This window comes from Massilia cavernae (assembly GCF_003590855.1).
Taxonomy (GTDB): Bacteria; Pseudomonadota; Gammaproteobacteria; order Burkholderiales; family Burkholderiaceae_D; genus Telluria_A; species Telluria_A cavernae.
The window spans coordinates 31,918-58,754 of the sequence record NZ_QYUP01000117.1 but is presented as its reverse complement, the minus strand read 5'-3'; the positions used below and the strand labels follow the sequence as shown (position 1 = coordinate 58,754).

21 protein-coding genes and 2 pseudogenes are annotated in these 26,837 nt (G+C 66.0%); 12 read left to right on the top strand and 11 right to left on the bottom strand.

Annotated elements, in window-relative coordinates; all coding sequences use genetic code 11:
- Positions 1–92: 92 nt before the first annotated feature.
- Positions 93–545: a DUF6702 family protein gene (locus D3872_RS13335; RefSeq protein WP_307719430.1), complete on the bottom strand. Its 453-nt coding sequence runs from the start codon at positions 543–545 to the stop codon at positions 93–95.
- A gap of 45 nt (positions 546–590) precedes the next feature.
- Positions 591–2,948, bottom strand: coding sequence for a M1 family metallopeptidase (locus D3872_RS13330; RefSeq protein ID WP_119811218.1), 2,358 nt, complete (start codon positions 2,946–2,948; stop codon positions 591–593).
- 153 nt (positions 2,949–3,101) lie between these two features.
- Between D3872_RS13330 and D3872_RS13325 the strand changes: the two genes are divergently transcribed.
- Entirely contained in the window at positions 3,102–5,060 is a 1,959-nt protein-coding gene (locus tag D3872_RS13325) for a CHASE domain-containing protein (RefSeq protein ID WP_229459322.1), read from the top strand.
- On the opposite strand, the gene D3872_RS13320 is transcribed toward D3872_RS13325, so the two are convergent.
- The 3 genes from D3872_RS13320 to D3872_RS13310 all read right to left on the bottom strand — a co-directional run bounded on the left by D3872_RS13320 (position 5,029) and on the right by D3872_RS13310 (position 8,097).
- Positions 5,029–6,087 (bottom strand): AI-2E family transporter, encoded by a 1,059-nt coding sequence (locus tag D3872_RS13320; RefSeq protein ID WP_119811217.1) that lies wholly within the window; start codon positions 6,085–6,087, stop codon positions 5,029–5,031. The two genes, D3872_RS13325 and D3872_RS13320, sit on opposite strands and share 32 nt — an antisense overlap.
- A 79-nt stretch (positions 6,088–6,166) precedes the next feature.
- The gene (locus D3872_RS13315; RefSeq protein ID WP_119811226.1) at positions 6,167–7,015 is read right to left on the bottom strand and encodes a phytanoyl-CoA dioxygenase family protein; all 849 of its coding nucleotides are present in this window, start codon (positions 7,013–7,015) and stop codon (positions 6,167–6,169) included.
- 23 nt (positions 7,016–7,038) lie between these two features.
- Positions 7,039–8,097, bottom strand: a complete 1,059-nt coding sequence (locus tag D3872_RS13310) for a M29 family metallopeptidase (protein ID WP_119811216.1) — start codon at positions 8,095–8,097, stop codon at positions 7,039–7,041.
- 240 nt (positions 8,098–8,337) lie between these two features.
- Here D3872_RS13310 and D3872_RS13305 point away from each other — a divergent pair, with 240 nt between their 5' ends.
- The 7 genes from D3872_RS13305 (at position 8,338) to D3872_RS13280 (ending at position 17,102) form a co-directional block, all read left to right on the top strand.
- Positions 8,338–9,819: a hypothetical protein gene (locus D3872_RS13305; protein WP_119811215.1), complete on the top strand. Its 1,482-nt coding sequence runs from the start codon at positions 8,338–8,340 to the stop codon at positions 9,817–9,819.
- A complete protein-coding gene (locus D3872_RS13300) occupies positions 9,816–11,306 on the top strand; it encodes a hypothetical protein (protein ID WP_229459321.1) in 1,491 nt (496 codons plus the stop codon). Before D3872_RS13305 ends, D3872_RS13300 begins: the two co-directional genes overlap by 4 nt.
- Positions 11,307–11,320: 14 nt before the next feature.
- Entirely contained in the window at positions 11,321–11,773 is a 453-nt protein-coding gene (locus D3872_RS13295) for a hypothetical protein (protein ID WP_119811214.1), read from the top strand.
- 22 nt (positions 11,774–11,795) lie between these two features.
- Positions 11,796–15,401 (top strand): tubulin-like doman-containing protein, encoded by a 3,606-nt coding sequence (locus D3872_RS13290; protein WP_119811213.1) that lies wholly within the window; start codon positions 11,796–11,798, stop codon positions 15,399–15,401.
- Positions 15,402–15,412: 11 nt separating this feature from the next.
- A complete protein-coding gene (locus tag D3872_RS13285) occupies positions 15,413–16,207 on the top strand; it encodes a hypothetical protein (RefSeq protein ID WP_147373877.1) in 795 nt (264 codons plus the stop codon).
- Positions 16,208–16,273: 66 nt separating this feature from the next.
- Positions 16,274–16,846: a hypothetical protein gene (locus D3872_RS25280; protein ID WP_147373876.1), complete on the top strand. Its 573-nt coding sequence runs from the start codon at positions 16,274–16,276 to the stop codon at positions 16,844–16,846.
- Positions 16,767–17,102, top strand: a complete 336-nt coding sequence (locus D3872_RS13280; RefSeq protein ID WP_119811224.1) for a hypothetical protein — start codon at positions 16,767–16,769, stop codon at positions 17,100–17,102. The genes D3872_RS25280 and D3872_RS13280 overlap by 80 nt, the downstream gene beginning before the upstream one ends.
- On the opposite strand, the gene D3872_RS13275 is transcribed toward D3872_RS13280, so the two are convergent.
- Entirely contained in the window at positions 17,099–19,207 is a 2,109-nt protein-coding gene (locus D3872_RS13275; protein ID WP_229459320.1) for a tetratricopeptide repeat-containing diguanylate cyclase, read from the bottom strand. The genes D3872_RS13280 and D3872_RS13275 overlap by 4 nt on opposite strands.
- A gap of 282 nt (positions 19,208–19,489) precedes the next feature.
- Here D3872_RS13275 and D3872_RS13270 point away from each other — a divergent pair, with 282 nt between their 5' ends.
- From D3872_RS13270 to D3872_RS13260, 3 genes are all read left to right on the top strand, one after another.
- Positions 19,490–19,816: an ATP-binding cassette domain-containing protein gene (locus D3872_RS13270; RefSeq protein WP_229459319.1), complete on the top strand. Its 327-nt coding sequence runs from the start codon at positions 19,490–19,492 to the stop codon at positions 19,814–19,816.
- A gap of 183 nt (positions 19,817–19,999) precedes the next feature.
- Positions 20,000–20,635, top strand: coding sequence for an ATP-binding cassette domain-containing protein (locus D3872_RS13265; protein ID WP_229459318.1), 636 nt, complete (start codon positions 20,000–20,002; stop codon positions 20,633–20,635).
- Positions 20,632–21,324, top strand: a complete 693-nt coding sequence (locus D3872_RS13260) for an ABC transporter permease (protein WP_119811211.1) — start codon at positions 20,632–20,634, stop codon at positions 21,322–21,324. The genes D3872_RS13265 and D3872_RS13260 overlap by 4 nt, the downstream gene beginning before the upstream one ends.
- Before the next feature lie 78 nt (positions 21,325–21,402).
- On the opposite strand, the gene D3872_RS25695 is transcribed toward D3872_RS13260, so the two are convergent.
- The gene (locus tag D3872_RS25695; RefSeq protein WP_182915805.1) at positions 21,403–21,543 is read right to left on the bottom strand and encodes a hypothetical protein; all 141 of its coding nucleotides are present in this window, start codon (positions 21,541–21,543) and stop codon (positions 21,403–21,405) included.
- Positions 21,540–21,710, bottom strand: coding sequence for a hypothetical protein (locus tag D3872_RS25690; protein ID WP_182915804.1), 171 nt, complete (start codon positions 21,708–21,710; stop codon positions 21,540–21,542). The genes D3872_RS25695 and D3872_RS25690 overlap by 4 nt, the downstream gene beginning before the upstream one ends.
- Between D3872_RS25690 and D3872_RS13255 the strand changes: the two genes are divergently transcribed.
- A complete protein-coding gene (locus D3872_RS13255) occupies positions 21,709–22,284 on the top strand; it encodes a TOL_0243 family YfiR-like periplasmic protein (RefSeq protein WP_182915803.1) in 576 nt (191 codons plus the stop codon). The genes D3872_RS25690 and D3872_RS13255 overlap by 2 nt on opposite strands.
- A gap of 101 nt (positions 22,285–22,385) precedes the next feature.
- Here the strand turns inward: D3872_RS13255 and D3872_RS27490 are convergent.
- The 3 genes and pseudogenes from D3872_RS27490 to D3872_RS13240 all read right to left on the bottom strand — a co-directional run bounded on the left by D3872_RS27490 (position 22,386) and on the right by D3872_RS13240 (position 26,797).
- Positions 22,386–24,149 (bottom strand): annotated as a pseudogene (locus tag D3872_RS27490) (ABC transporter ATP-binding protein).
- Positions 24,150–24,165: 16 nt separating this feature from the next.
- A pseudogene (locus D3872_RS13245) lies at positions 24,166–25,916 on the bottom strand (ABC transporter ATP-binding protein).
- Positions 25,917–26,014: 98 nt separating this feature from the next.
- Positions 26,015–26,797: a phasin family protein gene (locus D3872_RS13240; RefSeq protein ID WP_182915802.1), complete on the bottom strand. Its 783-nt coding sequence runs from the start codon at positions 26,795–26,797 to the stop codon at positions 26,015–26,017.
- Positions 26,798–26,837 lie beyond the last annotated feature (40 nt).

Genomic DNA, 26,837 nt, shown 5'->3' with positions numbered 1-26,837 from the left:
CAGGATACGCGGCAACAGCAGGTCGTCGGCGCTGGCGGTCGGCGCGATGGCGAGTGCGGAAAGCGCGAGGGGAAGGCAGCGGAGGCGAAGCGTCATCGTGCGGCTTGTTCTGGGTTGGTGCGGACGAAGGTCAGCGAGCGGACCGCGCCGCCTTCGTTGAGGTTGACGGTGTTGACCTGGTCGGGCAGGAAGTCGGCCAGCACGCCGTGCCGGATCGCGCCTATGCGCGCCAGCGGCGTGGCTTCCGCTTCCTGGTAGATAGTGACGCTCTGGGTGTCGACCGTCATGCCGACCCAGCGCAGCGGCAGCCGGGCCTTGTCCTGGGCCAGCAGCCAGAACTGCTGCTCGACGTACTTGCGCAGGATGGCCTCGTCGTCCGGGTCGTTCAGGTCGAACTGGCGCTGGTACAGGTTGGCCAGCAGCGCCTCGACGTCGTGGGTCATGTAGGTGTGGACGATTTCGGTGCTGCCGCTGCGGACATTGAACGATATGTCGGTGAGGCCGGCGTGGTAGCGGTGCGCTTGCGCCGCCGCGCTGAGGCAGATCAGCGCGGCGGCGGCAAGGTACTTCAGGCGATGCAGGGCGATGGCTTACTCCTCGGCCGGCTTGGCCGCCTTCAACGGCGCGTTAAAGTCCTTCATCATGTCGTCCTGGCCCTTCTTGGTCTTGAACAGCTCCAGGCGGCTAGGCGTGACCTTGCGCGGCCAGGCGTTGTTGGATACGTCGATGTCGGCGGTTTCCCAGTGCGGGTCCTGGGCCAGGCCCACCATAGGCTCGTCGGTGACGATCAGCTTGGTGACCTTCTTCGACGAATACCGCCACACTTCGGCCGGGATGCGCTCGATGTACTTTTTCCCGCTCTTGAGTTCAATCTCCAGCACCAGCGGCGTCACCAGCCCGCCGACGTTGCTGAAGTCGACCAGGTAGAGGTGCTTGCCCTGTGCCAGCAAGGCCTTTTCCCATGGCTCCAGCGATTCCATCGCCTCGTTGTACTTGTTGCGGTCCTTGTTGGTGACCGTGAAGTCGTCGTGTTCGTTGTAGAAGTCCTTCAGCTCGGGATGCGCGTCCACGCGGCGCGGCATGCCCTTGTTGCGCTGGTCGGTGACCGATACCGGTTCTTCCGCGCGGCGCTTGCGCTGCAGCGCCTTTTCGGTTTCCGGGTTCTTCGAACTTACGCCGTACTCGGTGATGCCGGCGACGCTGACGTCGACCGCATCCGTGGTGTAGAACCAGCCGCGCCAGAACCAGTCGAGGTCCGTGCCGGACGCGTCTTCCATGGTGCGGAAGAAGTCGGCCGGAGTAGGGCGCTTGAACTTCCAGCGCTGCGCATACTCGCGGAAGGCGAAATCGAACAGCTCGCGGCCCAGCACCGTCTCGCGCAGCACGTTGAGCGCGGCGGCAGGTTTCGAATAGGCGTTGTTCCCGAACTGGAGCAGCGACTCCGAGTTGGTCATGATCGGCATCTGGTTCTTGCTGCGCATGTAGTCGACGATCGCGCGCGGTTCGCCGCGCGACTGCGGGTAGTTCTCTTCCCACGCCTGCTGCGCCATGTACTGAACGAAGGTGTTCAGGCCTTCGTCCATCCAGGTCCACTGGCGTTCGTCGGAATTGACGATCATCGGGAAGTAGTTGTGGCCCACTTCGTGGATGATCACGCCGATCAGGCCGTACTTGGTGCGCTTCGAGTAAGTCAGCTCGCCGGTCTTCTTGTCCTTGGTCGGGCGCGGGCCGTTAAACGAGATCATCGGGTATTCCATGCCGCCCACCGGGCCGTTGACCGAGATCGCGGCAGGGTAAGGGTAGTCCAGCGAATACTTGTTGTACTGCTCAATGGTGTGGATGATCGCCTGGGTCGAGTACTTCTCCCACAGCGGGTTGCCTTCCTTCGGATAGTAGGACATCGCGATGGTGTCGGTGCCGCCCTTCTTGTAGCCCTGCGCATCCCAGATGAACTTGCGGCTGGTGGCGAACGCGAAGTCGCGCACGTTCCTGGCCTTGTAGTGCCAGGTCTTGGTGCCGCTGGCGCGGTTCTTCTCGGCCGCCTCGGCTTCCTGCTGGGTGACGATGACGACCGGCTTGGCCGAGGTGCGCGCGCGCTCCAGGCGTTCGCGCTGGGCGGCGGTCAGCACCGCACCGGGATTCTGCAGGTCGCCGGTGGAGGCCACGATGTGGTCGGACGGTACCGTCAGCTGCACGTCGTAGTCGCCGAATTCGAGAGTGAACTCGCCGGAACCGAGGAACTGCTTGTGCTGCCAGCCGTAGACGTCGTAGTAGGCCGCCATGCGCGGGAACCAGTGGGCGATCTCGAACAGGTCGTTCTTGTCGTCCTCGAAGTGCTCGTAGCCGGTGCGGCCGCCCATCACCTTCGCCTCGTTGATCTTGTAGCTGAAGTCGATGTTGAACGAGAAGCGCGAACCCGGCTTCATCGGCTGCGGCAGATCGATCCGCATCATGGTCTTGTTGATGGTGTACTTCAGCGGCTGGCCGCTGGACGACTTGACGTTGCCGATCTTGAAGCCGCCCTCGAAGGTGCGCGCTTCCAGGATGCCGCGCATGGCGTCGAACTTCATGCCGTCTTCCTCGCCCTTCGCCTTTGCCCAGGCTTCACGCGAGGCCACGGTGGCCGTGGTGCGCGCGTCGGAACCCGGCAGGAAGATGTTCTGGTCGAGCTGGATCCACAGGTAGTTGAGGGTGTCCGGCGAGTTGTTATGGTAGGTGACGGTTTCGGTCGCGCTGATGCTGCGCCTGGCTTCGTCGAGGCGGGCGCGGATCGTGTAGTCGGCGCGCTGCTGCCAGTAGGCGTGGCCGGGGGCGCCGGCGGCGTTGCGGATGGTGTTCGGGGTAGGCAGCACTTCCTCGAGCTGGCGGAACTTGTCGTCGAAGGGTTCGGCCGCGAACGCGGACATGGCAAGGCACAGCGCCGCAACGCTGATCGGCAAACGTCTCATATTTACCCGGGTTTATTGTTGGAAAAAATTGCAGGTGCATTCTAATCGTATCTTTAGGGCAATTGCTTCCGTGGATTGTAAAAAAAGCTGAAACATGGCGGCAGCCGGCGTTATGATGGACAGAGGAAACGTTTGCAAAGGGCATAACTTCGGATGGACAAGCGACTGAGGCGCACCAAGGGCTACCTGGCCTTCGCCGTCGGCATTTGCCTGACGGTGTGGATCTGCGTGCTGGTGGCCAATTCGCAAGACGCCCGGATCCGCAGCAATTTCCAGCGCGACGCCGACAAGGTGGCCAACGACACCCGTGTGCGGCTGCAAACCTACTTCGACATGCTCATCAGTATCAAGGGCCTGTTCGCCGTCAACGAGACCGTCACCCGCGGTCAGTTCGCCCGCTTCGTGCAGGAGCTGAACCTGGCCGAACGCTACCCTGGTTTCCTGGCGATCCAGTTCGTGCGCCAGGTGCCGGCCGGTGCGCTGCCCGCCTTCACCGACGCCGTGCGGCGCGACAGCTCGCGCCACCCGGGCGGCTATCCCGGGTTCACCGTGCATCCGGCGGTGGACGGGCCCGAGCACCAGGTCATCGAATACGTCGAACCGATGGCCGGCAATGAGAGCACTTTCGGCTTCGATCTTGCGGCACTGCCTGCGCAGCTGGCGGCGGTGCAGGCGGCGCGCGACAGCGGCGGCATCGTCGCCACCGAACCGATCAAGCTTATCCAGGACAAGGGCAGGTCGGCCGGCGCCGGCTTCGTCGCACGCACCCCGGTGTACCGGCCGAACATGCCGCTCGACACGGTGGAGCAGCGCCGCGCCGCCTTCGTCGGCGCGCTGGCGATCGTGTTCAGGATGCAGAACCTGATGGACGAGGTGATCGACCCGGCGCAGTCCGGCCACATGACGGTGAAGGTGATCGATGTCGGCGATGGCGCCGGACGGGTGATGTTCGACAGCGCCATGCCCACGTTCGACATGTTGCCGCGCCTGGGCTGGACCCAGACCATCGACGTGCAGCCCCGTAATTGGGTGATGAGCTTTGGCGCCGTCGCCGGAAGCCGTTACGGCCGCGACGTGACGATTGTGATGCTGGTGGCGATGGCGGGCACCATCATCAGCGCGCTGGTGGCGGCGCTGATCAATGCGTCCGACCGCAGCCGCTCGCTGGCGTCGCGCCTGAAGGTGACGCTCGACCAGCAGCGCGCCAGCCTGGTGGAGGTGGAGAAGCAGAAGGCCAAGGTCGAAGCGGCGCACGGCGACCTGTCGGCGGCGCTTGAGACGTTGAAGCAGGCGCAGAGCAAGCTGATCACGTCGGAGAAGATGGCGTCGCTGGGCGCGCTGGTGGCGGGCATCGCGCACGAACTGAATACCCCGATTGGAAACAGCCTGCTGACGTCCACGGCGCTGTCGGACATGGCGGACGAATTCGAGCGCAAGTACAAGGAGGGTGGACTCAAGCGCTCGGCGCTGGAAGCGCACCTGGCCGACACCAGGATGGCGTGCACGATCATGACCAACTCGCTGCGGCGCGCGGGCGACCTGATTACCTCGTTCAAGCAGGTGGCGGTGGACCAGACCAGCGACAAGCGCCGCCGCTTCGACGTGTGCAAGGTGGTGCACGACACGGTGGCGGCATTTTCGGCCCAGTTCAAGCGCGCCAATTGCGAGGCCAGGGTGGAAGTGTGCGAATTGCTGGAGATGGATTCCTATCCGGGCAGCCTGGGACAGGTGCTGTCGAACCTGATCAACAACGCGCTGCTGCACGCGTTCGAGGGCCGCAGCGAAGGGCGCATCGTGATCGGCGTGCGGCCGGCGGACGGGGACCAGGTGCTGATCGAATTCAGCGACAACGGCGTCGGCATGGCGGCCAGGGTGATCCACCAGGTGTTCGACCCCTTCTTCACGACCAAGATGGGGCAGGGCGGCACCGGGCTGGGGATGAACATCGTCTACAACATCGTCACCGGCATGCTGGGCGGGATCGTGGAACTCGATTCGGAGCCGGGGCAGGGAACGACGGTGACGATCAAGGTGCCGGTGGAGGCGCCGGTGCGGCCTGCACCGACTACTGCCGCGCAAGTCAGTCCGGATGAAACTCTTCGGCAGTCGTAAACAAATCCCAAGTGGCGATGAACAGCGCCGCAATCACCGGCCCGATCACAAAGCCGTTGATCCCGAACAGCGCCATGCCGCCCACCGTCGACAGCAGCACCACGTAGTCCGGCATCTTGGTGTCCTTGCCGACCAGGATGGGGCGCAGGATGTTGTCCACCAGTCCGATCACGATCACGCCGAAGGCGATCAGCACCACGCCTTGCCAGATTGCGCCCGTCACCAGGAAGTAGACCGCGACCGGCGCCCACACCAGCGCCGCGCCGACCGCCGGCAGCAGCGACAGGAAGGCCATCAGCACGCCCCACAGCAGCGGGGCTTCGACGCCAAGGAACCAGAAAATCAGGCCGCCCAATGCCCCTTGCGCGGCCGCGACCAGGATATTGCCTTTGACTGTGGCGCGGATCACGGTGGTGAAGTTGTTAAACAGCCGCTGTTTGTATTTGCGGCTCAAGGGAACCGCCTGCCGGATGCGCGCCGTCAGCGACTGGCCGTCGCGCAGCAGGAAGTACAAGAGGTACAGCATGATGGTCAGGCTGACCAGGAAGTCGAAGGTATTCAGCCCGAGGTTGATGGCGTGCCTTGCCGTCGCCTGGCTGACCTGTGCGGCGACGTCCGCCAATTTCTGCTGCAGCGTCGCCAGGTTGGTCAGGTCGAAACGCTCCAGCAAATTGATCAGCCACTGTGGCAAGGCCTGCACGACCTGCTGGAAGTAAGCGCCGAAGTCGACCTGGCCTGAAGCGAGCCGCTCATAGACCCCTGCCGATTGCCTGATCAACGAAGCGCCGATCAAGGACAGCGGCAGGATCACCATGACCATGATCGACAGCAGCGTGAGCAGCGCGGCAGCATTGGGCTTTTGCCTGGTGCCGAGCAGCAGCCGGCGGTAGAGGGGCGCGAAAAGGATGGCAAGGACGACGCCCCAGAAGATCGCACCGGAGAACGGTGCCAGGACCCAGGCAAATGCGACGGTGACAACCGTCAGGAGGAGTAGAAAGGTTTTTTGCTGGAGGGTGTACTGGTTCATGAAGGGTTGCATTATTTTTCTATCAGGTTTTTAGCAGCCTAATAGTAATCTACCCGGAGCTACGCACGGCCTTCCCTTGTCAGTCCGTGGCAATGAACCCACGCGCAGGGAACTGTGCGTCGCGCTGGATCCAGTTCCTCGGCGAGTACGTGGTGCGCGCGTCCGTCACGTGCAGCGTGTATGCATGGCGTGACACCGGCGAGCGGTTTGGCGCGCTGTAGTGGGGCAGCAGGCCGTGGAAGCACACCAGGCTACCGGCCTTCGCCTCCAGCGGCACCGCCACGCTGTCGTCCGGCCACGGCGTGCTGTCCAACTTTTCCATCCTGATCTCGTCGCCGGTGCGAAGGAAGCGCTCGCGCATCGGGCTGCGGTGGCCGCCCGGTTCCACCCACAGGCAGCCGTTATCCACGGTGGCGTCTTCCAGCGCAAACCAGAACGTCGTCACGCTGATGGGATCGGTATCGAAGAAGGTGGCGTCCTGGTGCCAGCGCACCTCGCCGCCGATGCCCGGCTGCTTGAAGATATACATCGACTGCCATATCTGCGGCTGTTCCAGCCCGAGGCCGCGCGCCACGGCGTCCAGCCCCGGCCCGCGCGAGAAGGCGTCGAACACCGGGTCGAGGTCGTGCATGGCGTGGCCGATCTTGTTGATCGAAAGCGACTTGTCCTGCTTCAGGTGCCCGTTCTCGTCGAAGGCTTCTTCCTCGAAGAAGCAGCGCACCGTGTTATCCGAGCGCAGGAAGTACATGTCGGTGGCGGTTTCCTGGTTCTGCGTGGTGAAGATCGAACGGCTCTCGCCAGGGTCGAAGGCGTCGATGATCTCGGCCGCGCGTGCGCGCAGGCGGGCGATGTCCTCCATGCTCTTGAAGCCGGGGACGACGAGGTAGCCGTCGCGCTGGAATTGTTCGCGCTGGTCGTTGGATAGCATGTTCAGCTCCGGAAGAAAATGGATCAGGCGATCCACGCACCGTCTTTATATACCAGCTCGTCGCCGAGGTACACAGCTTCCGTCACCGCGAAGATATCGATGTGGAAGCGCGCATCCTTGCGCTTGAAACCCGGCTTCGGATACACGCCGTGCTTGGCGCCCAGCGACAGGTGGATGCCGCACATGCGCTCGTAGGTGCCGATGTCGTCGACGCGGCGGTCGATAGTGAAGGCGCGGTTCATGCCGAAGCCAAGCTCGCGCACCCACACTTCGCCTTCCTCGGCGCGGATCATCGCCAGCACCTGTTCGAACTCCGGCGTCGCATCGCGCGTGCCGACCACGCGGCCCGCTTCGATGATCAGGGTCATCGGCACCTCCGGGCGGTTGACCATGTAGGCGGTGTCGCCAAACACATGCACGCGCACTTCGCCGCTGACCGCTTCCAGGTCCTGCGCCTCGGTGAATACTTCGCCGATCGGGAACTGGCCGCCGACGTTGTTCATCTCGCTGTAGTCGCCGATATTCAGCTTGGCCGGCTCGAACGGCGACGCGAACAGCAGCGGCTTCGCCGCGCCGCTGTACACGGCGCCCGAGCTTGCGGTGTCGATTTTCGCCTTCAGCGCGCGCCCTGTGCCGCGGTAGTAGGCAGTGTCGTATGCCAGCGATTCGATGTAGTGCTCGCCCTGCAGGCCTGGCATGCGCGACAGGTGCACGTGTTCGATCACCTTCAGCCCCAGCTTGAACAGCTCGACCCGGATGCGGAATGCTTCGAGCCGGAAATTGGTCGATTGCACCAGCACCACCAGGTCGGACGGCTGCATGCGCCGGAAGGCGGACAGAACTTCTTCCGCCGCTACGGTGTCGAAATCGATGAACTCCGCGCCCGGCAAGTTGCGCCTGTAGCCCTCGGTGAGGGCGCGCGCCAGGTCGGTGCGGGCGTCGTACACCACCAGCGCCGCATGCGCCGGACCGTGCTCCATTGCAACGGTCAGGATGGCGCCGAGATGGGCGGCAGCCGCGTTGACGGCAGTGGCGGGAATCGCGCCGAAGCCTGCTGCGGCGTCGTTGTCGGGGGAAGTCATGTGCAATTCAAGGGGAAAGGAAGCAACCCGCCATTATACGGATTCTATTGCGTAATTCCTGTGCAGAAGCACATTCCGCCTGCCTGCCGGGTAGCGCTTTCTGCGCCGCCAGGCGCGCTAAACAGTACCGGCCAATCAAACCGCCCGGAGTTTGCAGTTGCGCTATGATTTCTTCAGCAACTGCGCCCCCGCGTGGCGGGCACGATTGCGCTCTTACATACATATACTCAGGCGAGCGAGATGTCATATCGATGGGAAACGCCTGCCAGCGTCTGGCTGGAGGACGAGAAAAGTGCGCGCTTCGAGCTGGCGTCGAGCGAAGGGCTGGGTCAGGTCGACTGGCAGGCCCATGCGCGCGGCCGGGTACCCGACTGCGCCGAGCTGCTCGGCGCCTCGCTGCCGCTCACCTGCGACTGTTCGCCGATTTTCCCAGAAGGTTTTGCGTTCTGCCCCAATTGCGGCCGCGCGCTGAAGAAGCCTGCAGCCGATGCAAGCCAGCGGCCTGACTGGTGGGGCCCGTCGGGCGACCAGTTTTTGCCGCGCCATGTGCCGCACGGCCTGCCGGTGACGATGCTGCCGCTGGGCGCCAGCCTGGAACAACGTCTGGCCGCACCTGCCGTCGGTCGGTACGACCTTACGATGCCGGTGCCGCCCAACGCCCACTGCGTGTTCGCCGCCGCTACGTACGGCTTCCCCGTGCAGCGCCTGCTGGCGCTGGCGACAACGCGCAGCGTGCTGCAGTACTGGGACCCGGCCGCGCAGCTGTGGCATGTGATGGTGGCCGAGGAGGGCGCTGCGCCGCTGGCGTTCACCGCGTCGGAACACGCCTGGCTGCCGGCGCTCAATCCGCTGCGCGGCGAAGTGGCGCTGGTGCCCACCGCCTCCGGCCTGCATCGCCTCTGGATCAATCCCGTCAGCGAAACCTACCGCACCGAAGCCGTGTTCGAAGCGCCGCTCGCCAGCAGCCCGGGCGCAATCCGCCGCCATATCTCCTGCCTGTTCGAGGTCGACGGCGAAACGCGGTTGTGGAGCGCGCTGGCCGACGGCGCCGACGTCGACGTCATGCATTGTCCCGGCGCGCCCGGCGCCGGCTGGAGCCGTCCGATCGCTTACGACGACCGCCTGACCTGGCTGCACGAGCATGGGCAGCTTTCATGGCGTCCCGGCGCGCAGCCGCAGTGGCTGGCTTGGCCCCAAGGCTGGACGCCGCGCCTCGAATTCGGAGGCCCGACCCAAAGCCGCGACGGCCGCCTGTGGCTGATCGGGCATGGCGTCGACGGCTACTCCTTCCTCGAACTGGGCACGCCGGCCCCGCAAGCGGAACCGATCAGCGGGGCGCGCCTCGGCTTCGCCAGCCTGCTGTTCCGGCGCGGCCATGCGGTCGTCGGCGAACCGTGGGGACCCGAGCATGTGGAAGACCCGCATGACGACGACACGCTGGTACTGCCGCTGCTGCGCAGCTTCAACAATAACCGCAGCCAGCCGAGCGGGCTGGTACTGCGCTTCCACAAATACACCGGCAGGGCGGAGGATGCGCTGTCGTCGCGCACCATCGCGCGCACCACGGTGGAGTGGATCGGCCGGCGCAACGTGATCCTCGACGACATCGCACGCCTCGCGCGGCCGCTCGAATGCGTGCCCTTCGTGTATGACGCCTGCCTGTGGCTGCACCATCCCGACTGGAACCAGATACGCGGGTGGCGGCTGGAAGCGCTGTCGTGAAACGCCTGCTGACGCAACTGGCCGCCGGCGCAGCGCTGCTGTGTCCCTGCCTGCCCGCGCAGGCTGTGTCGCACGTGTTCCTGGTCCAGAACTCGGGCTGGATGGAGCCGTTCTACGCCGATCCCGCATCGCAGTTCAAGCCGCTCGTCACCGAGCTGGCCGCCGCGGTCACGCAACCGGGCGACCGGATGGTGCTGGCCGCCTTCAACCAAAGCCTGCCCGGCGCGCCGTCGCCCAAGGCACTGATGTCGGCCAGGGTGGCCGAGGGCGCGGTGCGGGCGCAGGTGCGCGACGCGCTGGCCGGCCTGCAGCCGGCGCGCAAGCCTGGCAGCAGCGCGCTGGCCGACACCGACCTTGGCGAAGCGGTGCAGGCGGCGATCGGCACGGCGCTGGGCGGCAAACCCGGCCTGGTGTGGCTGGTGACGAACAACCGCAACAGCCCGCACAACGACCAGGCCACCGCCCGCCGTAATCGCGAGTTCTACCAGTTGATCCACCAGGGCGGCGGCATTGCCGCGGCGCTGGCGTATCCGCTCAAGATGCCGGTCGAGGGAACCCACTTCCGCGCCGATGGGCTGATGCTGTATGTGTTCGCCGTCGGCGAGCAGGGCGCGCGCGAGCTGGACGCCTTGCTGGCCGCGGGCCGCATCGCGCATGTCATTACGGAGCCGCCCGCGCGCCTCAAGCCGCTCGACCGCGCCACAGTGCGGCTGGTGCCGCGCAAGGTGGAAAATGCGCCGGGCGTGTCGTTCTCGATGGCGCCGGACGGCATGCTGCGCGCCGACGTGGCGCCGGACGCGAATGCGCCCGCCGCGAAAATCGGCTGGAACCTGGAAAACACGATGTACCCCTACACCATCGCCAGCGCCACGCTGGCGGCGCGCTCGGTTCTGGGCTTTGATACCCGCGACATCCGGCTCGATGACGCCAGCATCCGCAACCTCGCGCCCGGCCACAGCGAGCCGCTGGCGTCGGTGATGCAGCTGCCCGTGGCGCAGCTGCCGGGCAAGTGGTCGCTCGATGCGATCCGCTCCGCAGGCTCGGCCTTTGTTCTGCCCGGGAGGATCGAGCTCCAGCTGAGCGGCCAGCGGCTCGAATTGTCGCAAACCTTCCGTCGCCGCATGGAGGCCCTGTTCCCCGGCGATCCGCTGCCCGACATTTTCGTCCCGCCGGCGGACATCCGCGGTTCGCGCGCGGTGCTGCCGATCGAGGTACGCGTCCATTACGGCATGGCGCCGCTGGCCGCGCTGATGGGCGGCGCGCTGGCGCTGACGGCAGCCCTGGGCGCTGCGGCATACGCGTACGCCAGGCCGCGCAAGGCCTACCTGACGGTCGACGGCGAGCCGCGCACGATGATGGCGCGCGCCGGCACCACCCAGCCAGTGTATGACAAGGCGGGCGCGCAGTTGGCGCAACTGAAGACCACGATTTTCGGCCACCAGCTGACCGGCCTGCGCGAGGGCGCGCAGGTCAGGCTGGGCCGTTGACCCAAGAGGATCATATGCAGAAGAACGAGAACCGGGGTACGCCGAGCGCCGATCCCGGCTTCAAGCTGCCCGGCGAGGAAGCCGGCCAGCCCGAATCGCTGACAAAGACGCCACCGCCCGGCGACGCCGCCAACGCGCAAATCGAAGTGCAGCCGGTGGCGGGCGCGCCCGTCACCGACACCTCGACGCGCGACCTGGCGATCGGCGCTGCGGTGTTCCTGGTGCTGCTGGTAGTGTACTTCTTCGCCCGTAACGCCTACGTGCACCATCTGGTGGTGCGCAGGGTAGCGCCGTCGTCTGCCTGCAGCGCGGGCTGGCTGATGTTCGTCGGACTGGGCTTCCTGAGCGCAGCCGCGGTCCTCGCCATCATCAACGCCAGCAAATTCCTCACCTTCGCGGTCACCGCTCCCCTGGTCGCGGTCGGGCTGATCGCACTGGTCGCCGCGGTCTTCGTTGGCCGCCGCTGAACCTGACACTGAAAGAACCGACATGGCAGATTTTCCAAGCACTGACAAGAAGGCCGAGCTGAAGGTCGACCTGCGGCCGACACTCTTCATCGGCGCGGGCGGCACCGGCATGGAAGTGATGCTGCGCATACGGCGCCGCATCCTCTCCGCAGTGTGGAGCAAGCAGGACCCCACGCGGGTCGAGTCGATCAGCCAGTTTCCGGTGGCGCGCTTCCTGCACTTCGACCTCGATAGCAGCGCCGTCATTGACGAAGGCAAGTCCCAGCGCACCGACCCGTGGTACGAACTGGTCAAGCTCACCGACGAGGAACGCCTGGTCGAACCGATCGACCTGCCGCAATACCACGAGTCGGACGACAGCCTGGCGCGCTTTCCGCTGATCGAAAGCTGGATGCCGCTGCGTCCGAAGAAACTGCGCTCGCTCGGCATCGACCCGTCCAAGGGCGCAGGCCAGATCCGCGCGGTGGCGCGGCTTTACCTGTTCGACAAATACGCCAAGCTGCGCGGCCGCATCAAGGGCGCGCTCAATTTCCTGAGCAGTAACGCGGGCAACGAGCGCAAGGAAAACTACCAGCGCCTCGGCCTCCAGGTCGACACGTCAAAATTCCGCATCGTCGTCATCGGATCCTGCGCCGGCGGCACTGGCGCCGGCACCGCGCTCGACCTGGGCTGGATCGCCAAGGCCATCGCGCGCCAGGAAGTGTCGGACAGCCAGGTCGACCTGGTGATGTTCCTGCCGTCCGGCTTCGCCAAGGCCAACAAGGAGCGCACCGAGGCCAATGCCTACGCCACCCTGATGGAGCTGGAAACCGCGATGCGCGACATGAATGCGCAGGTGCGCTGGGCCGATCCCGACAGCCTGGTGGGCAAGGGCGCGCCGTTCGATGACGTCTATTTTGTCGACACCGCCAACATGGCAAACAAGGCCACCGGCGACATCAAGGACATCTACCAGATGGTGGCCGACACGCTGTTCGAGGACTTCGCCTCGGCCGATTTCGCCAACCGCAAGCGCTCTGTGGCGGTCAACCAGCAGCAGCACAAGCTGGGGCCGTACAACCCGCGCGTGCCGGAGCAGCGCTTCGGCGACATGCGGCTGTCGTATTCCAAGGTGTACTCGGCCTTCGGCCAGTCGGTGCTCGACACCCAGCAAAGCCTGCGCGACGATATCCGCGCGTACGAGCTGGCGGGATTGATGGTCAAGGCCTTCTTCGGGCTGGCGGGCCGCGACGGGGCCGCAGCGCGCCGCGCCGGCGACCAGGAACGCGACACCTTCATGCGCGACCAGCTGGCCATGGGCGAGCGCGCCTTCACCGAGTTCCCCGACTTTAAGAAGGGCACGGTGGACGTCACGCCGTTCCAGGAGTACGCGCTTACCAGCGAGCTGTTGACGGGCAAGGACCAGCGCTCGCTGCTGGAGCGGGTGGAAAGCAAGGTCCAGCTCGAGATCGACCGCATCATGGCGTCGTACGAGATCAAGGTATGGCGCGAAAAGGTGGCCGAGCTGCTGCCGAACCTGGAGCGCGACGCGATCCGCGAAGCCGGCGCGACCGCCGAGACCAGCGAAGACCGCATCAAGCGCCACACGCTGGAGCTTACGTCACGCCTGAAGGACCGCGCGCGCGGCCAGTTGTACGCGCTGCTGGACGACCGCAGGCAGGGCGGGCTGGAATTCGTGCTGTCGCTGCTGGAACAGGTCAAGGCGAGGCTGCTGCAGCGCGACCTGGTCAACGCCGAGCGCAATGCGCGCCGCTACCGCGAGGTGCGCGACGCGCTGCGCACGCGCCAGGTCGAGGAATCGCTGGGCAACCTGTCGCAGGCTGCGTCGCGGCTGATCGGCAAGGAGGCGCAGGCGCGCGAAGTGATGGGCCACCTCAAGCGCGACATCGCCGACTACCTGCGCTTCCACTTGCTGGCGACGGCCAGCGAGCAGTCGACTGAAGTCATGCGCAATATGTCGGCCTGGCTGGGCGATCCGCAGGCCACCGACGAACGCGGGCAGGCCGAGTGGAGCGGCATCGCCGGCGAATTCCAGGAAGGGCGGCGCGCCGTGCAGGCCATGCTGGGCGCGGTCGACCGCCGCATCGAGCAGCTGCGCGCCGACGCCCAGCACGAACATGCCACCTGCATCAAGCTTGCCGGCGACCTGCATCCCGACCCGGTCGCGCTGTCCGGCGACGCCAGCGCATGGAGCGAGGAAGTGCTGCTCGAACTCGGCGGCTCGGCGCGCCTGTTCCCGCAGCTGCACGACGACAAGCTGCGTTCCAGCCTGCTGCTCAAGCTGTTCCGGCGCGCCCAGACCCAGCTCTCGCGCGAACAGGTGGGTGAAGCGGCGCCGGGCGATCCGCTGCTCGAACGCCTGTCCGCCATGTCGCCGCAGGAGCGCCACCGCATCTTCAGCGAATGGATTCGCAGCGCGATGCCGTGGATTAGCGCGCGTTTCTCGGCCGAGTTCACGCCGCGCGCCGACCAGTTCAAGTGCTTCATCGGCGTGGGCGACGTCAACGCATGGCGGCGCATGGAAGCGGAGATCAAGGCGGCGGTGCCGTCCGGCTTCTTCCACGGCGACCTGGTCTCGGTGGTCAATACCGGCATCGGGGGCAAGGCGGTCTGCTACATCGAGCTGTCCGGCTACCCGATGACGGTGCTGCGCGGGCTGCCGACCTGGCGTACTTCGTATCAGATCGAGAATCCGAAGATACCGACCCACCTGCATTTCGACTCCACCCGCTTCAGGCATCCGATTTCGCCGTCGATGGATGAACTGAACCGGCTGGCCGACGACTACGAGTGGTTCATGCAGGCCAACGCGCTTGGCGTCATCCGGCGCAAGCCCGACCTGGGCGACCGCGAAGCCTCGTTCCAGCCGCGCGGGCAATACCTGTTCGAGGTCGAGCCGGGATCGGGCGAATGGCTGCAGATCGGGAATGAATTCGCGGTGCGCTCCAACGGGCTGCCGGCCTACTACCGCGAACAGGTCATCGACGCGGTGCGCCAGCGGCTGTCGCGCATGGGGCCGCACCAGCTGCTGCTGCTTGCGGCGCTGATGCGCCACTACCAGCAGCGCGTGTACGAGCCGCGGCTGGAAGTCGACGAGACCGGCGCCCAGCTGCCGGCGCCCTCGCTGCCGACCATCACCGCGCGCCGGCTGTACGAAGAATGGTTCAAGCGCGCGCGTGCGCTGGACCCGGCGCTGGCTGCCGATCATGTCGACGCTGCATCGGCCAGCATCGCCGGATGGACCGAACAGGTGGCGGGATCGCACGCCGACGCCTACTCGTGGGAGGTCGAGCGTCCGGTCGACAAGCGCGTCATGCGCGCCGATTACCTGGCCAGCGAGGCGGCCGCTGCAAAGGCGCTGGCACGCGAGGCCGAGGGCGGCGCGACTGCGCAATCCGGGACGCGCTTCAAGCTGTTCCTGAATGGTGCGCAGGCCGGGCCGTTTACGCCGGGCGAGATCGGACAGCGCATCGCGCGCGGCGAGGTGGGCGACTCCACGAAAGTGTGGAACATGGCGTGGAATCCAAAGGCCGACAAGTGGAAGACCGCCGGCCAGGTGCCCGAGCTGGCGGCGCTGTTCGGCAGCGTGATCCCCGACCCTGACGACGACATACCCGATCCGGACTGAGGCCCCAACACGTGCAAGAGCAACAGTACCGATGCATCCATGCCGCCTGCGCGCGTACCTTCCCGCACCCGGTGAATTTCTGTCCCTGGTGCGGCACCGGGCAGCACGCGGGCGTCGATAATCCGGGACATGCCCGTCCGGGACATACCCGTCCGGGGCATGCGCCAAAGCCGGTGCAAACGGCGCCTGCGGCGCCGCACATGGCGGCATCCAGCCAGGCCGTGCCACCGCAGGCCGCGGCTGCAGCGCCGCCGGGCCGTTCCGCACCGCCTGCCGGCGGGTCTGCAAGACCGGCCAGGCGTCCGGTCAGGCTGCGCTGGTGGCTTGGGCTGCTGGCGATCGTGTTCGGCGCGTGGTTCCTTGACCGGCCCAGGAAGATCGAAGCGCGCGTCGACCGCGCGATTGCGCTTGGCGCGGAATGCAAGCTGGGCGAAGCCCAGGGCGAGCTGATTGCGCTGCGCGGCGGCGGCGCCACGGCCGAACAGCTGCAGCGTTTGCAGCAGTCGCTCAACGAATCCTCGGTCGAATGCGAACGCAAGGAGCAGCGTGCCAAGGCATGGCGCACCACGGTCGACGCCGTAGGCAGCGCGCTCGGCAAGGACAGCATCGCGTGGGCGCGGGAGCGCCTGCAATCCTTCGTGCGCAAGTGGGGAGAGGACGGCGAAACCCGGCGCGTCGACGCCGAGATCGCGGCGGCACGTGATCGCCAGAAGGCCGAGGCCGCCCAAGTCGACAAGGAGCGCAGCGACTGCATGGCGAAGGGCGGGACGTGGATCGGCAACAGCTGCTGGTCGGGTGTTGATTAAAAAATAATTTTGAAAATATTGCCACTTGATCTACTATTATGGCTCGCAAACGGAGAGCTTTCGAGTATGTTCAAAATTCTTGTTCCGGTACTGATGGCGGCAAGCATGGCGTCCGCGGCGGCATCCAGCTTCGACTGCGTGCCGCCCGAACTGCCCGAACGTTCGATCTCCAACGAAAGTGTGCGGCGTGTGCAGAAGAAGATCAAGGTGTGGCACCGCTGCTATGCCAGCCACCTGGTGAACGGGCACGCCTCGCCGGACGCGGAAAAGCTGAACCTTGAAGTCGACCTCAGCGTGCGCAAATGGCTGGAGAACACGCGCGTCTGTTCGCGCAACCGCGCCGATATCCTTGCCAGCATCGAGCGCGACCGCCGCACCTTCCTGCGCGAATCCCCCGCACCCAGCAAATCCTCCGCTAACTGCTTTCCAAAGCTCTCTTTAGCAAAGATCGGGGTCAACGTGACCCGGTCCGTCCCCGATCCAGCTACAACATCAGGCGGACGACGCCATTTTGAGTTCAGGTGTATGCTAAAGGGCAATAGATTAGATGGAGCAGATGATGAATACCACCCTTGCCGCCAGGGCCTTGCTGGTCGCGGCGCTAATTGCCAGCGTGGCGGCCTGCAACCGCCGCGATGAAGAAATGGGACCGGCGCAGAAGGCCGGCGCCGCCATCGACGAGGCCAGCGACAAGGTCGCGCGCAAGCTGGAGGAGAACCTGGAAAAGGCCGACAAGGCAGGCCAGGAGGTAGCCGATGCCGCCCGTGCCACCGGCGACAAGATCGAGGACGCTACCCGCGACGCCAGCCGCGGACTGGACGAAACTACCAACAAGGTGGGCAAGAAGGTCGAACGCGCGGGCGAGAAGATCCAGGACGCGGCGCGTCCCGACTAACTTGCCGCTTCCGCGGCGCGCGCGTCCGCCGCTTCGTGCTGCCACTTCGCCGGTCGCGCATGCGTGTCGTCGCCCAGCACGACCTTCATGTCGACGAAGCCGCCGCGCCAGGTCCGTTCGAGGTCCTGTTCGATCGCTTCCATCGAGGTCTGCTCGAAGTTGGCGAAGCCGTGCACGCCGTAGGCGCGGTTGCGGCCGTGAGCCTTGGCCAGGTACAGCGCCATGTCGACCAGGTTGACCGCCCGTTCCCAAGGAAGTGGGTCGCGTGCGGGTATGAGCGGGAAGGGCGCGTAGCCTACCGATACGCTGACCGACAGCCTGGCGCCCTGGTAGTCGATCCGCTGCTCCGAAATGCCCTCCAGCAGGCGGCGCGCGATGTCGTCGATGCCGCTGCGCGGGATCGCAGGCAGGAAGGCGAGGAATTCTTCGCCGCCCCAGCGCACGATCATGTCCGTCTCGCGCAGGATCTCCCTCAAATTATCCGAAATCATCTTCAGCACCGCGTCGCCGGCCGCATGGCCGTGGCCGTCGTTGACGTGCTTGAAGTGGTCGACGTCGAGCAGGAACAGCGCGCCGACGATTTCCTCGCCCGAGGTGCCGGCGCCGCGCTGCTCGATCTGCAGGTGGCCGCGCATGAATTCCTGGAAGTGGCGGCGGTTGTACAAGCCGGTCAGCGGGTCGCGCGAACTCTGCTGCTTCAGTTCGAGGTTCTTTACCTCCAGCTGCGCATTCGCCTCGCGCACCTTGCGATATAGCGCGTAGACGATCATCGAACCCATCGCGAACACCAGCATCAGCAGCCACCACACGCGCTGCTGCAGCCTGCGGTTGTCGATTTCGGTCGACTTGACCTGATTGTCGCGTCGCAGCAGTTCGATCTGGCGCTGCTTCGTCTCAGCGTCGTATTTTTCCTGCAGTTCGAGCATCGCCTTCTGGCGCCGCTTCTCGAACAGTTCGTCCGACAGCGCGCGCTCGCGGTGGTAGGCCTTGACCGCGCCGGCCAAGTCGCCCGCGCGTTCCAGCGCTTCGCCATATTCGGCCAGCACCGCCTGCAGTTCCGGCTTGTCGCCCGACTGCTCGTATACCGCAAGGCCGGCTTCGAATTCGCGTTTGCCCTCGGCCAGCTTGCCGCGTCCGAGGTAGGCCTGGCCCAGGTTGACGCGCGCGGTCGCTTCGTTGCCGGCGTCGTGAAGCCGCCGCGCCGCCGCAATCGCCTGCAGCGCGTAGCTCGCGGTGCTCGCGTAGTCGCCTTTTTTTAGGTAGCTGTCCGACAGGTCGACCAGCGAGCCGACGATCATCGATTCGGCGCCGATGCTGCGTTCCAGCGCATGCGCTTCGAGCAGTGCCTTCAGGCCGCGGTCGTACTGGCCGGATTCCACCGACAGCCCGTACTCGGCGTTCTTCAGCATCGCCATCCGGCCCGGCGAGTTGATCGACGCGGCCACGGTGAACGCCTCGTCCAGCGTTTCGAAGCCCTTGTCGAATTCCTTCAGCCGGCCGTAATGGATGGCCAGCGCGTTGAGCGCCATGACCATTTGGGTCGGCTTGCCGTAGGCGCGCGCCAGCGCCACGGCTTCCTGCAGTTTCTTCAGCGCCGCGGGCAGGTTGCCTTCCTCGCTGTACGAGTGTCCGGAGGTGATGGTGGCCTGCACCCGCAGCGCCATGTTGTCGGTGGTGTTCGCGATGCGCTCGGCTTCCCACGCCAGCCGGTGCGACTCGGCCAGCTTGTTGACCGCGAATTCGTAATAGGCCTTCGCCAGCAGGCCCTTGGCGATCAGGACCTTGTCCTGGTGCTGGCGCCCGAGCGCCAGCAGTTCTTCGGCCAACCGGCCGGAGTCGGCCTTCTGGCCCAGAATGCGGCGCGATACCGCCAGCAGGTAGAGGAACTCACCCTTGGTGCGCGGCGGTGCGGCGCGCGCCTGCGGTTCGAGCTGAACCAGCTGGAGGATGGCTTTTTCGGGGACGAAGCGGACGACGGCGCGGATCTCGGCGAGGCGGCGGTCAAGCTCCGGATGCTGGGCGAAGGCGAACGAGGACACCAGGCACAGCGAAGCCAGTAGCGCGCCGCGGATGCGGCCAGGCGGTGTATCGCGAGATCCTGCCAACGTGTGGTCCCCTCTGTAAATACGCCCCGTTCAGGGACTTTGCCGGGTAATTATATTCGTGTTGCAAACAGGGAAAATCATCCGGAGATAACATTTTCTTGAAAAATGCACAGCAATATTGTTCTCTTATTAACTTCGGAAGTATGATCAACGTCCCCGCGGCTGGGCCCAGCGCTGGCGCAGGTCATCCTGCGTTTCGGTCCGTTCGTCACATCGCGGGTGCCGCAGGCCGGCGCCTCGTCTACAGTCACTGCGGGCCACTAACGAATTCACGGGGAAGTCATGCTTGAGCTGCGCAACGTTGTGAAAAAATTCGGCAAGGATGTCCTTGCCGTGGATGATGTCACGCTGTCGCTGGCCAGCGGCGTGGTCGGCTTGATCGGCCATAACGGCGCGGGCAAGACCACGCTGATGCAGATGATCGCCACGCTGACCCGGCCCACCGGCGGCCAGATCCTGTTCAAGGGCGAGGACATCGCGCGCAAGCCCGACCTGATCCGGCGCCGTCTCGGCTTCCTGCCGCAGGACTTCGGCGTGTACCCGAACTTGAGCGCGCTCAAGTTCATCAGAATTGCTCCGAGAAACCCTGTACTTCAGGGCAGGGAGTGAAAGGAGCCGGGCGCGAAACGCCCGCAGCCGTCCAAGTGAAAAAATGTTTTGAACTTTGGTGTTGGTCCACGGTCAAACTCAATAAGTGCTTCAGTATGCGATTACGCGCTGGGGCATGATTTACTAGTACCGCTTTTTCCAATCCGCAGTCGCATTAGGCGAGGTCGAGAGATATCCTGCGGATTGAATAAGAAGCTGGGCTCTTTCAGTCCGGCTTCCGTCTGGGACATCAGACGCCAGCAGTGGGAATCCCATTTCGTTCACGAAGGGGAGGATGTCAAGCAGTATTTCGCGGCGCTCAAGGGCGTGCGCGACCCGGCGCGCATACGCCGCCTGCTCGAACTGGTCAACCTGCACGACCAGGCCGGGCGTCCCGCTGCCTCGTTCTCGGGCGGGATGCGGGGCCGCCTCGGCATTGCCCAGGCGCTGCTGAACGACCCTGACATCCTGGTCGTCGACGAGCCCACCGCCGGCCTCGATTCGGAGGAGCGGCTGCGCTTCCGCAACCTGCTGGGCGAACTTGGTTTCGACAAGCTGGTGATTATGTCGACCCACATTGTGTCGGACGTGGAAAGCATCGCCGGCCAGCTGGCGATCATGCGCGAGGGCCGCCTGGTGGCTTGCGACACGCCCGATGCGATGCTGGCCGGCGCGCTGCGCGAACGCGTGCATGTGCTGCATGCCCAGCGCAACGGCGACCGGGTCGCGCTGCGTATCGCCCATCCGGCCCAGCCCTGCGAGGGCGCCCACCTGGCCGAGCCAAGCCTCGAGGAGGCGCTGATGACCCAGCGCTACGCGCTGCGCAGGGAGGCCGCATGACCTGGCATGTGATCCGCACGCTGGCCCTTTCCGAAGCAAAGCTGCGCATACGCCGCCTGTCGACCATCGTCGCGGTGCTGGCGGTGGCGGCGCTGGCGTGGGCGATGCTGTCCGACCCGGCCAGTGGCACGGCGATGCTGACCGCCGGCGATGCGCGCGTGCTGTATACCAGTTCGGCGCTGGCGCTGGGCAGCGCTACGCTGGCCGGCCTGGTGTTCGCGCTGGGTGGCTTCTACCTGGTGCGCGGGCGCATCGGCGAAGACCTGCGCAGCGGCGCCGGCGGCGTCATTGGCGCCACCCCGGTCGGCAACGTGCTGTTCCTGGCCGGCCGCTGGGTCGGCGCCGTCGCCTACCTGGGCGCGCTGCTGCTGGGCTTCCTGTGCACCATGCTGGTACTGCATGCGCTGCGCGGCGACGGTCCGATCGAGCTGGTGCCTTACCTGCAGGCCTACGGCCTGCTGCTGGTGCCGATGATCTTCTTCTGCGCCGCCTGCGCCATCCTGTTCGATTCGCGAGCGCCGCTGATGGGCAAGCGCGGCGACGTGCTGTACTTCTTCATCTGGGTGGCGCAAATGTCGCGGCCTGCCTCGGCGCCGGCGTGGTGGCGGCGCTGGCCGGCTACTGGTGGAACCGGCGCGGGTGATGCGGGGGACACCGTAGCGAATCGGCGACGGACTTCCGGCAGATGAAGGTATAATTTCCTTCAAAAATGATTCGGGCCTCCGGCCCGCGTCGCCGTTACGGTCGTCGGTTGTCTCCACTTGGAGTTATATGCGTCCATCCCGGAAGTGCACCGCGCTGACGCTCGCCGTTGCCGCCACATCGATCGCGTTCGTAGCCGGGGCGCGCGCCGACGACACCGACCTGCCGTCGTTCTCGCTGGAGCAGCTCAGCGACGTAGTCGTCACTTCCGTATCGCGCCAGCATCGCCAAGCTCGCCCCGAACCTCGAGTTCGCGCTGATCGGCAAGAACCTGCTGCATGCCACCCACGTCGAATTCGGGAGCCCGGGCGGGCGCAGCGTGTTCGAGCGCGCCGCGCTGGCCAAGCTGGTCAACCGTTTCTGAGCCTGCCATGCGCCGGTCCCTCAGCCCGGTGGTAATCCTCAGGCGGCTGTGCGCATGTGCCGCCGTGCTCGCGGTATTTGCGTGGAGCACCCCAATAGCCACCGGCGCCGACGTCGGCACCGAGCGCGGCATCAAGGCCGCGTTCGTGGCCAAGTTCATCGGCTATGTCGATTTCCCGGCCACGGCCGAGCCGGTCGCCGGCCCGCTGGTCATCGGCGTGGTCGGGGCTGACGACATCGCCGCCGAACTCGCGCGCATCGTCGCCACCCGCGGCGGCGCCGTCCGCCCGGTCACCGTCAAGAGGATGGATGCGGACGATCCCCTGGAAGACGTCGACGTGCTGTTCGTCGGCCTGTCCGAGGCCGAACGCGCCGAGCGACTGCTGCGCGCGGCCGCCACGCAGGGCATCCTGACCATCACCGAATTCGACGGCGCCCTGCGCCAGGGCAGCGTCATCAATTTCCGCATCGTCAACGAGCGCGTGCGCTTCGAAGTGTCGCTAGGTGCGGCCGAAAGGGCCAACCTGAAGCTCAGTTCGCGCCTGCTGTCGGTCGCGTACCATGTGCAGCGGGAGACGCCGTGAAATTCCTGTATCCAGTTCGATCGACCAGATCAACGAGGTGCTGGCGGCGGTGAAAGCTTCGGCAAGGGCTTGATCAACGCGCGCCGGCACGCCGGCGGCCCTTAAACCGCCAGCTGCTGCAGCAGGTACAGGCGCTGGTACAAGCCGCCGTCGATCCGCATCAATTCATCGTGGCTGCCGCTTTCCGAAATGCGGCCATGGTTCAACACCACGATCCGGTCCGCGTCGCGGATGGTCGAGAGCCGGTGCGCGATGGCGATGATGGTCACCTGTCCGCGCAGTTCATTCAGCGCCACCTGCACGATCTGCTCGGTCTGGCTGTCGATGTGCGAGGTCGCTTCGTCCAGCAGCAGGATGCGCGGTTTGCCCGCCAACGCACGCGCAATCGCGATCAGCTGTTTCTGCCCGGTCGATAGCCTGCCACCCGCTTCTCCCAGCGACGTCTCGTAGCCTTGCTCCAGGTCCGTGATGAAATCGTGCGCGTGCGCCGCGCGCGCCGCCGCCTCGATCTCGTGCTGCGGCAGGCCGCGTCCCATGTCGATGTTCTCGCGCGCGGATGCGGCCAGCAGGAACGGATCCTGCGGTACCAGCCCGACGTCGGCGCGGAAGTGCTCGTTGTCGATGCTGTCCAACGCCTGGCCGTTGATTTCGATGCTGCCCTGCGGGCTTGAATAGTAGCGCAGCATCAGCGACAGCAGCGTCGACTTGCCGCTGCCGGTATGGCCGACGATGCCGACGAAGTCGCCCTGGCCGATGTCGAGCGACAGGTCGTGCAGCACCTGCTGGCCGGGCGAGTAGCCGAACGAGAGCTTCCTGTGATGCGGCACTGCCGGGTGCCTGGTGGGGCCTGGCGGGCGGCCGGCGGCGCTGCGGCCGGTGCATGCTCCGGGCGGGGCCCGGCTCGTCCAGCAGCGCCTTCACGCGCGCGCTCGCCACCACCGCCTGCTGCAGCCCGCTGAACTGCATCGTGATCTGGATCAGCGGCTCCACCACGCGCGCGATATAGCTGATGAAGGCGTACAGCACGCCCACTTCGACCGCATCGAGCTGGCGTTGGCCGAAGCTGAAGATCACCACCGCCAGCAGCACCACATTGAGCAGGTCGAGCGCTGGACGCAGCAGGAAGGCATTGGCGCGCAGCTCGGCCAGGCGGGCGGTGTAGTGGTCGTGGTTGGTGGCGCCGAACCTTGCGGCGAAGCGCGCCTCGGCGTTGTTGGCCTGCAGGACGCTCATGCCGCCGATCGATTCGGCCATCTGGCCGTTGATGTCGCTGCGCAGGGCGCGCGCACGGGTGACGGCGGGCGCGGACAGGCGCTGGTACAGCCACACGATGCCTAGCACCGCCGGCAGCAGGGCCAGCACGATCAGCATCAGGCGCCAGTCCAGCCATGCCATCGCGACGATGGTCCCGACCAGCACGATGCTGCTGTCGAGGATCGCGAACAGCACCTGGATGTACAGGTTCTTGACCGCCTCGGTGTCGTTGGTGACGCGGCTGATCAGCTGCCCGGTGATGGCGCGGTCGAAGAAGGCCATCGGCAGCCGCAGTACGTGGCTGAACACCCATTCGCGCAGGCGCTGCACCGAGCGCATGGCCAGTCCGGACAGGCGCACCAGCTGCAGGTAGCGCAGGCCGGTGGCGATCCAGCCGGTCACCAGCATCCCGCCAGCAGCAGCGCCATGCGCGGCAGGTCGAGTTCGCGCGGCAGCAGGTGTTCGTCGATCAGGGCCTTGCCCAGGATCGGGCCAAGCACTTCCAGCCCTGCGGCGATCACCAGCCAGAAGGTGGCCCAGCCAAGGTGGCGGCGGTCGGGACGCGCGGCCAGCCGCAGCAGGGTGACGGCCTGGCGCGCCTCGGCGCGCATGTCTTTCGGTTTCGGGTCAGGTCGCATCGAGGCTGGCTTCCAGTTGCTGGTAGCGCCACTGGCTGGCGTACCAGCCGTCCTGCGCGAGCAGGCTCTCGTGGTTGCCTTCCTCGGTGACGCGGCCGTCGCGCAGCACCACGATGTGGTCGGCATTGACCACGCCGACAGGCGGTGGCTGGCGATGACGACGCTGCGCTCCGGCCGTTCGGCCCGCAGTTCGGCCAGGTGCTCGAGGATGCGGGTCTCGGTGCCGGTGTCGACCGCCGACAGGGCGTCGTCGAGCAGCAGCAGGGTGCTGTCGGCCAGCAGCGAACGGGCAATGGCCACGCGCTGGCGCTGTCCGCCCGACAGCGTGATGCCGCGCTCGCCCACCGGCGTGTCGTAGCCGTGCGGGAAGCGCAGGATATCGTCGTGGATGTCGGCCATGCGCGCCGCGTGCTCGATCTCGGCGCGCGAGGCGCCGGGCCGGGCCAGCGCGATGTTCTCGGCCAGGGTGGCGGAGAACAGGAAGGACTCCTGCGGCACCCAGCTGATTGCCGCGCGCAAGGTCGCCAGCGTGTATTCGGACAGTTCGTGCCCGCCCCATTCGGCCGTGCCGTGCTGCGGCGTGGCCTGGCGCAGCAGCACGCGCAGCAGGGTGGATTTGCCGGAGCCGGTAGGGCCGACTAGCCCCAGCGTCTGGCCAGGCCTGAGCGCGACCGACACGCCTGACAGCGCCTTGCCATTCTGGCCGTCGTAGGCATAGCTGACGCCGCGCAGCGACAGCATGCCGGGCACGAGTTTCGCCAGCGTGCCGTGGTCGTCCACCGTCAGCGGCGCGTCCAGCAGCGGCTGCAGGCGCGCCAGGGCGGCACGTCCCCGTTCGATCAGGGACAGGACCCAGCCGGCCGCGAACATCGGCCAGATCAGCTGGCCCAGGTACATGGTGAAGGCGGTCAGCGCACCGATGGTGAGCATGTCGTGCCATACCAGGTAGCCGCCCACGCCCAGGGTCAGCGCGCTGGCGGTGGCCAGGGTCAGGCCGACCGCCGGTTCATAGGCGGCTTCCCATTTTTGCGCGGCCAGGCTGGCTTCGGACGCGCGCGCGGCCAGTTCGCCGAACTGCTTTGCGTTGCGCTGTTCCAGCCCCAGCGCGCGCACTGTGCGCACGCCCGACAGCGATTCCTGCACATGGTCGTTGAGCGCGGCGAAGCGTTCGAGCGAATCGGTGGCGGCGACGTGGATGTGGCTCGAGATGCGCCAGAACGCCAGCGCCATCAGCGGGAACGGCAGCAGCGCGACCAGCGCCAGGCGCCAGTCGACGCCGAGCGTCATCACGCCCAGCACCATGACCAGGGTCAGGGTGCCGTCGAAGCCGGCCAGCGTCGCTTCGCCGGCGGCCATCTCGATGGCGTCGATGTCGTTGGTGGCCAGCGCCATCAGGTCGCCGGTGCGCTGCTTCTGGTAGAACGCCGGGCCCTGGGCCGTCAGGCGCGCGTACAGGCGGGTGCGCAGTTCGACGCCAAGCTGGTAGGCGGCTGAGAACAGCCTCAGGCGCCATGCCACGCGCAGCGCATAGATCGCCAGGCCCATGCCCAGCAACTGCGCCAGCCCGAGGAGAAGCTCGCCGCCGTCCAGCCGATGCGCGGCCATGCCGTCGATCATCGAGCCGATCTTGCGCGGTATCAGGACGGTAAACAGGGCGACCCCGAACAGCATCGCGCCGGACGACGCGTAGGAACGCCAATGACGGCGCACGAAGCTGCCGATCAGCCTTGATAATGTCATGAAAAATCCCTGCGAGACAGGCCCGTAAACGCATTGACGGGCCGAAGCCCGTCAATGTACACCGTTTGCGAAGCGGGCGCAGGGGACGCCCGCGAGGGTCAGCGCTTTTTGCCGCGCTTCGGCGTCAGCAGGTCCTGGTGGAACACGGCCGGCGGCAGGGTCGCTTCGACCGGCTTCAGGTGCGGCAGGATCTGGTGGGCGGTGTCTTCGAGCAGCGCGGCGGCCGATGGTGCGACGTCGAGCGCGGGGCCCGCGACCTTGCCGGCCGCGCGGGCGATCGGCTTTTCGGCCGCTGCCGGTCCTGGCGCGGTTCCCTGCTTTACTGCCACCACAGGCTTCTTGCTTGCCTTGACCGGGCGCGCTTCTTCGGCTGCTGCAACCGGCGCTTCTTCGGCAGGTGCTTCTTCGACAGGCGTATCTTCGACAGGCGCCGCATCGACGGGAGCCGTTTCAACGGGAGCGGCTACTGGCGCCTGCGCGGCAGGCGTCGCGAACAAGGCCGACTGTACGGCCGATTGCGCGGCCTGCGGCGGCACGGTGGCCAGCGCTACCGGCAGCGCGGCACGCGCGGCAGGCTTCAGCAGGCCGGCCTGCACGTCGCTGACGATGCTGAACAATTCGCGGCCATAATGCATGACCTTGTCGATATCCTGGGGAGCGTTCTTGGCCAGCGCGATCAGGTCGCGCGGGTCGCGTACCTCGATCAGCTGCTTGAGCGCGGCCGACGAGCTGTCGACGGCGGCGCGTCCGGTATCGAAATTCAGGGCCAGCAGGCGGGCTGCGCCGTCGAAGGCGCGGGTGCCGAACGATTGGAAGAAATCGAGCTGGGCTTCAATCTGGGCTTTGCTTGCTGCGGAAAACTGTTCTGGAATAGTACTCATTTGGTTTCCTTTGGATACGTTTATGACGCGCTGCAATATC

Bases quoted from the DNA above. Each gene is read 5' to 3' on its own strand.
- D3872_RS13240 (WP_182915802.1), bottom strand. From the start codon at position 26,797: ATGAGTACTATTCCAGAACAGTTTTCCGCAGCAAGCAAAGCCCAGATT.
- D3872_RS13325 (WP_229459322.1), top strand. From the start codon at position 3,102: ATGGACAAGCGACTGAGGCGCACCAAGGGCTACCTGGCCTTCGCCGTC.
- D3872_RS13315 (WP_119811226.1), bottom strand. From the start codon at position 7,015: ATGCTATCCAACGACCAGCGCGAACAATTCCAGCGCGACGGCTACCTC.
- D3872_RS13295 (WP_119811214.1), top strand. From the start codon at position 11,321: ATGCAGAAGAACGAGAACCGGGGTACGCCGAGCGCCGATCCCGGCTTC.
- D3872_RS13330 (WP_119811218.1), bottom strand. From the start codon at position 2,948: ATGAGACGTTTGCCGATCAGCGTTGCGGCGCTGTGCCTTGCCATGTCC.
- D3872_RS13310 (WP_119811216.1), bottom strand. From the start codon at position 8,097: ATGACTTCCCCCGACAACGACGCCGCAGCAGGCTTCGGCGCGATTCCC.
- D3872_RS25690 (WP_182915804.1), bottom strand. From the start codon at position 21,710: ATGGCAGGCTCAGAAACGGTTGACCAGCTTGGCCAGCGCGGCGCGCTC.
- D3872_RS25280 (WP_147373876.1), top strand. From the start codon at position 16,274: ATGTTCAAAATTCTTGTTCCGGTACTGATGGCGGCAAGCATGGCGTCC.
- D3872_RS13280 (WP_119811224.1), top strand. From the start codon at position 16,767: ATGAATACCACCCTTGCCGCCAGGGCCTTGCTGGTCGCGGCGCTAATT.
- D3872_RS13260 (WP_119811211.1), top strand. From the start codon at position 20,632: ATGACCTGGCATGTGATCCGCACGCTGGCCCTTTCCGAAGCAAAGCTG.
- D3872_RS13320 (WP_119811217.1), bottom strand. From the start codon at position 6,087: ATGAACCAGTACACCCTCCAGCAAAAAACCTTTCTACTCCTCCTGACG.
- D3872_RS13255 (WP_182915803.1), top strand. From the start codon at position 21,709: ATGCGCCGGTCCCTCAGCCCGGTGGTAATCCTCAGGCGGCTGTGCGCA.
- D3872_RS13290 (WP_119811213.1), top strand. From the start codon at position 11,796: ATGGCAGATTTTCCAAGCACTGACAAGAAGGCCGAGCTGAAGGTCGAC.
- D3872_RS13305 (WP_119811215.1), top strand. From the start codon at position 8,338: ATGTCATATCGATGGGAAACGCCTGCCAGCGTCTGGCTGGAGGACGAG.
- D3872_RS13270 (WP_229459319.1), top strand. From the start codon at position 19,490: ATGCTTGAGCTGCGCAACGTTGTGAAAAAATTCGGCAAGGATGTCCTT.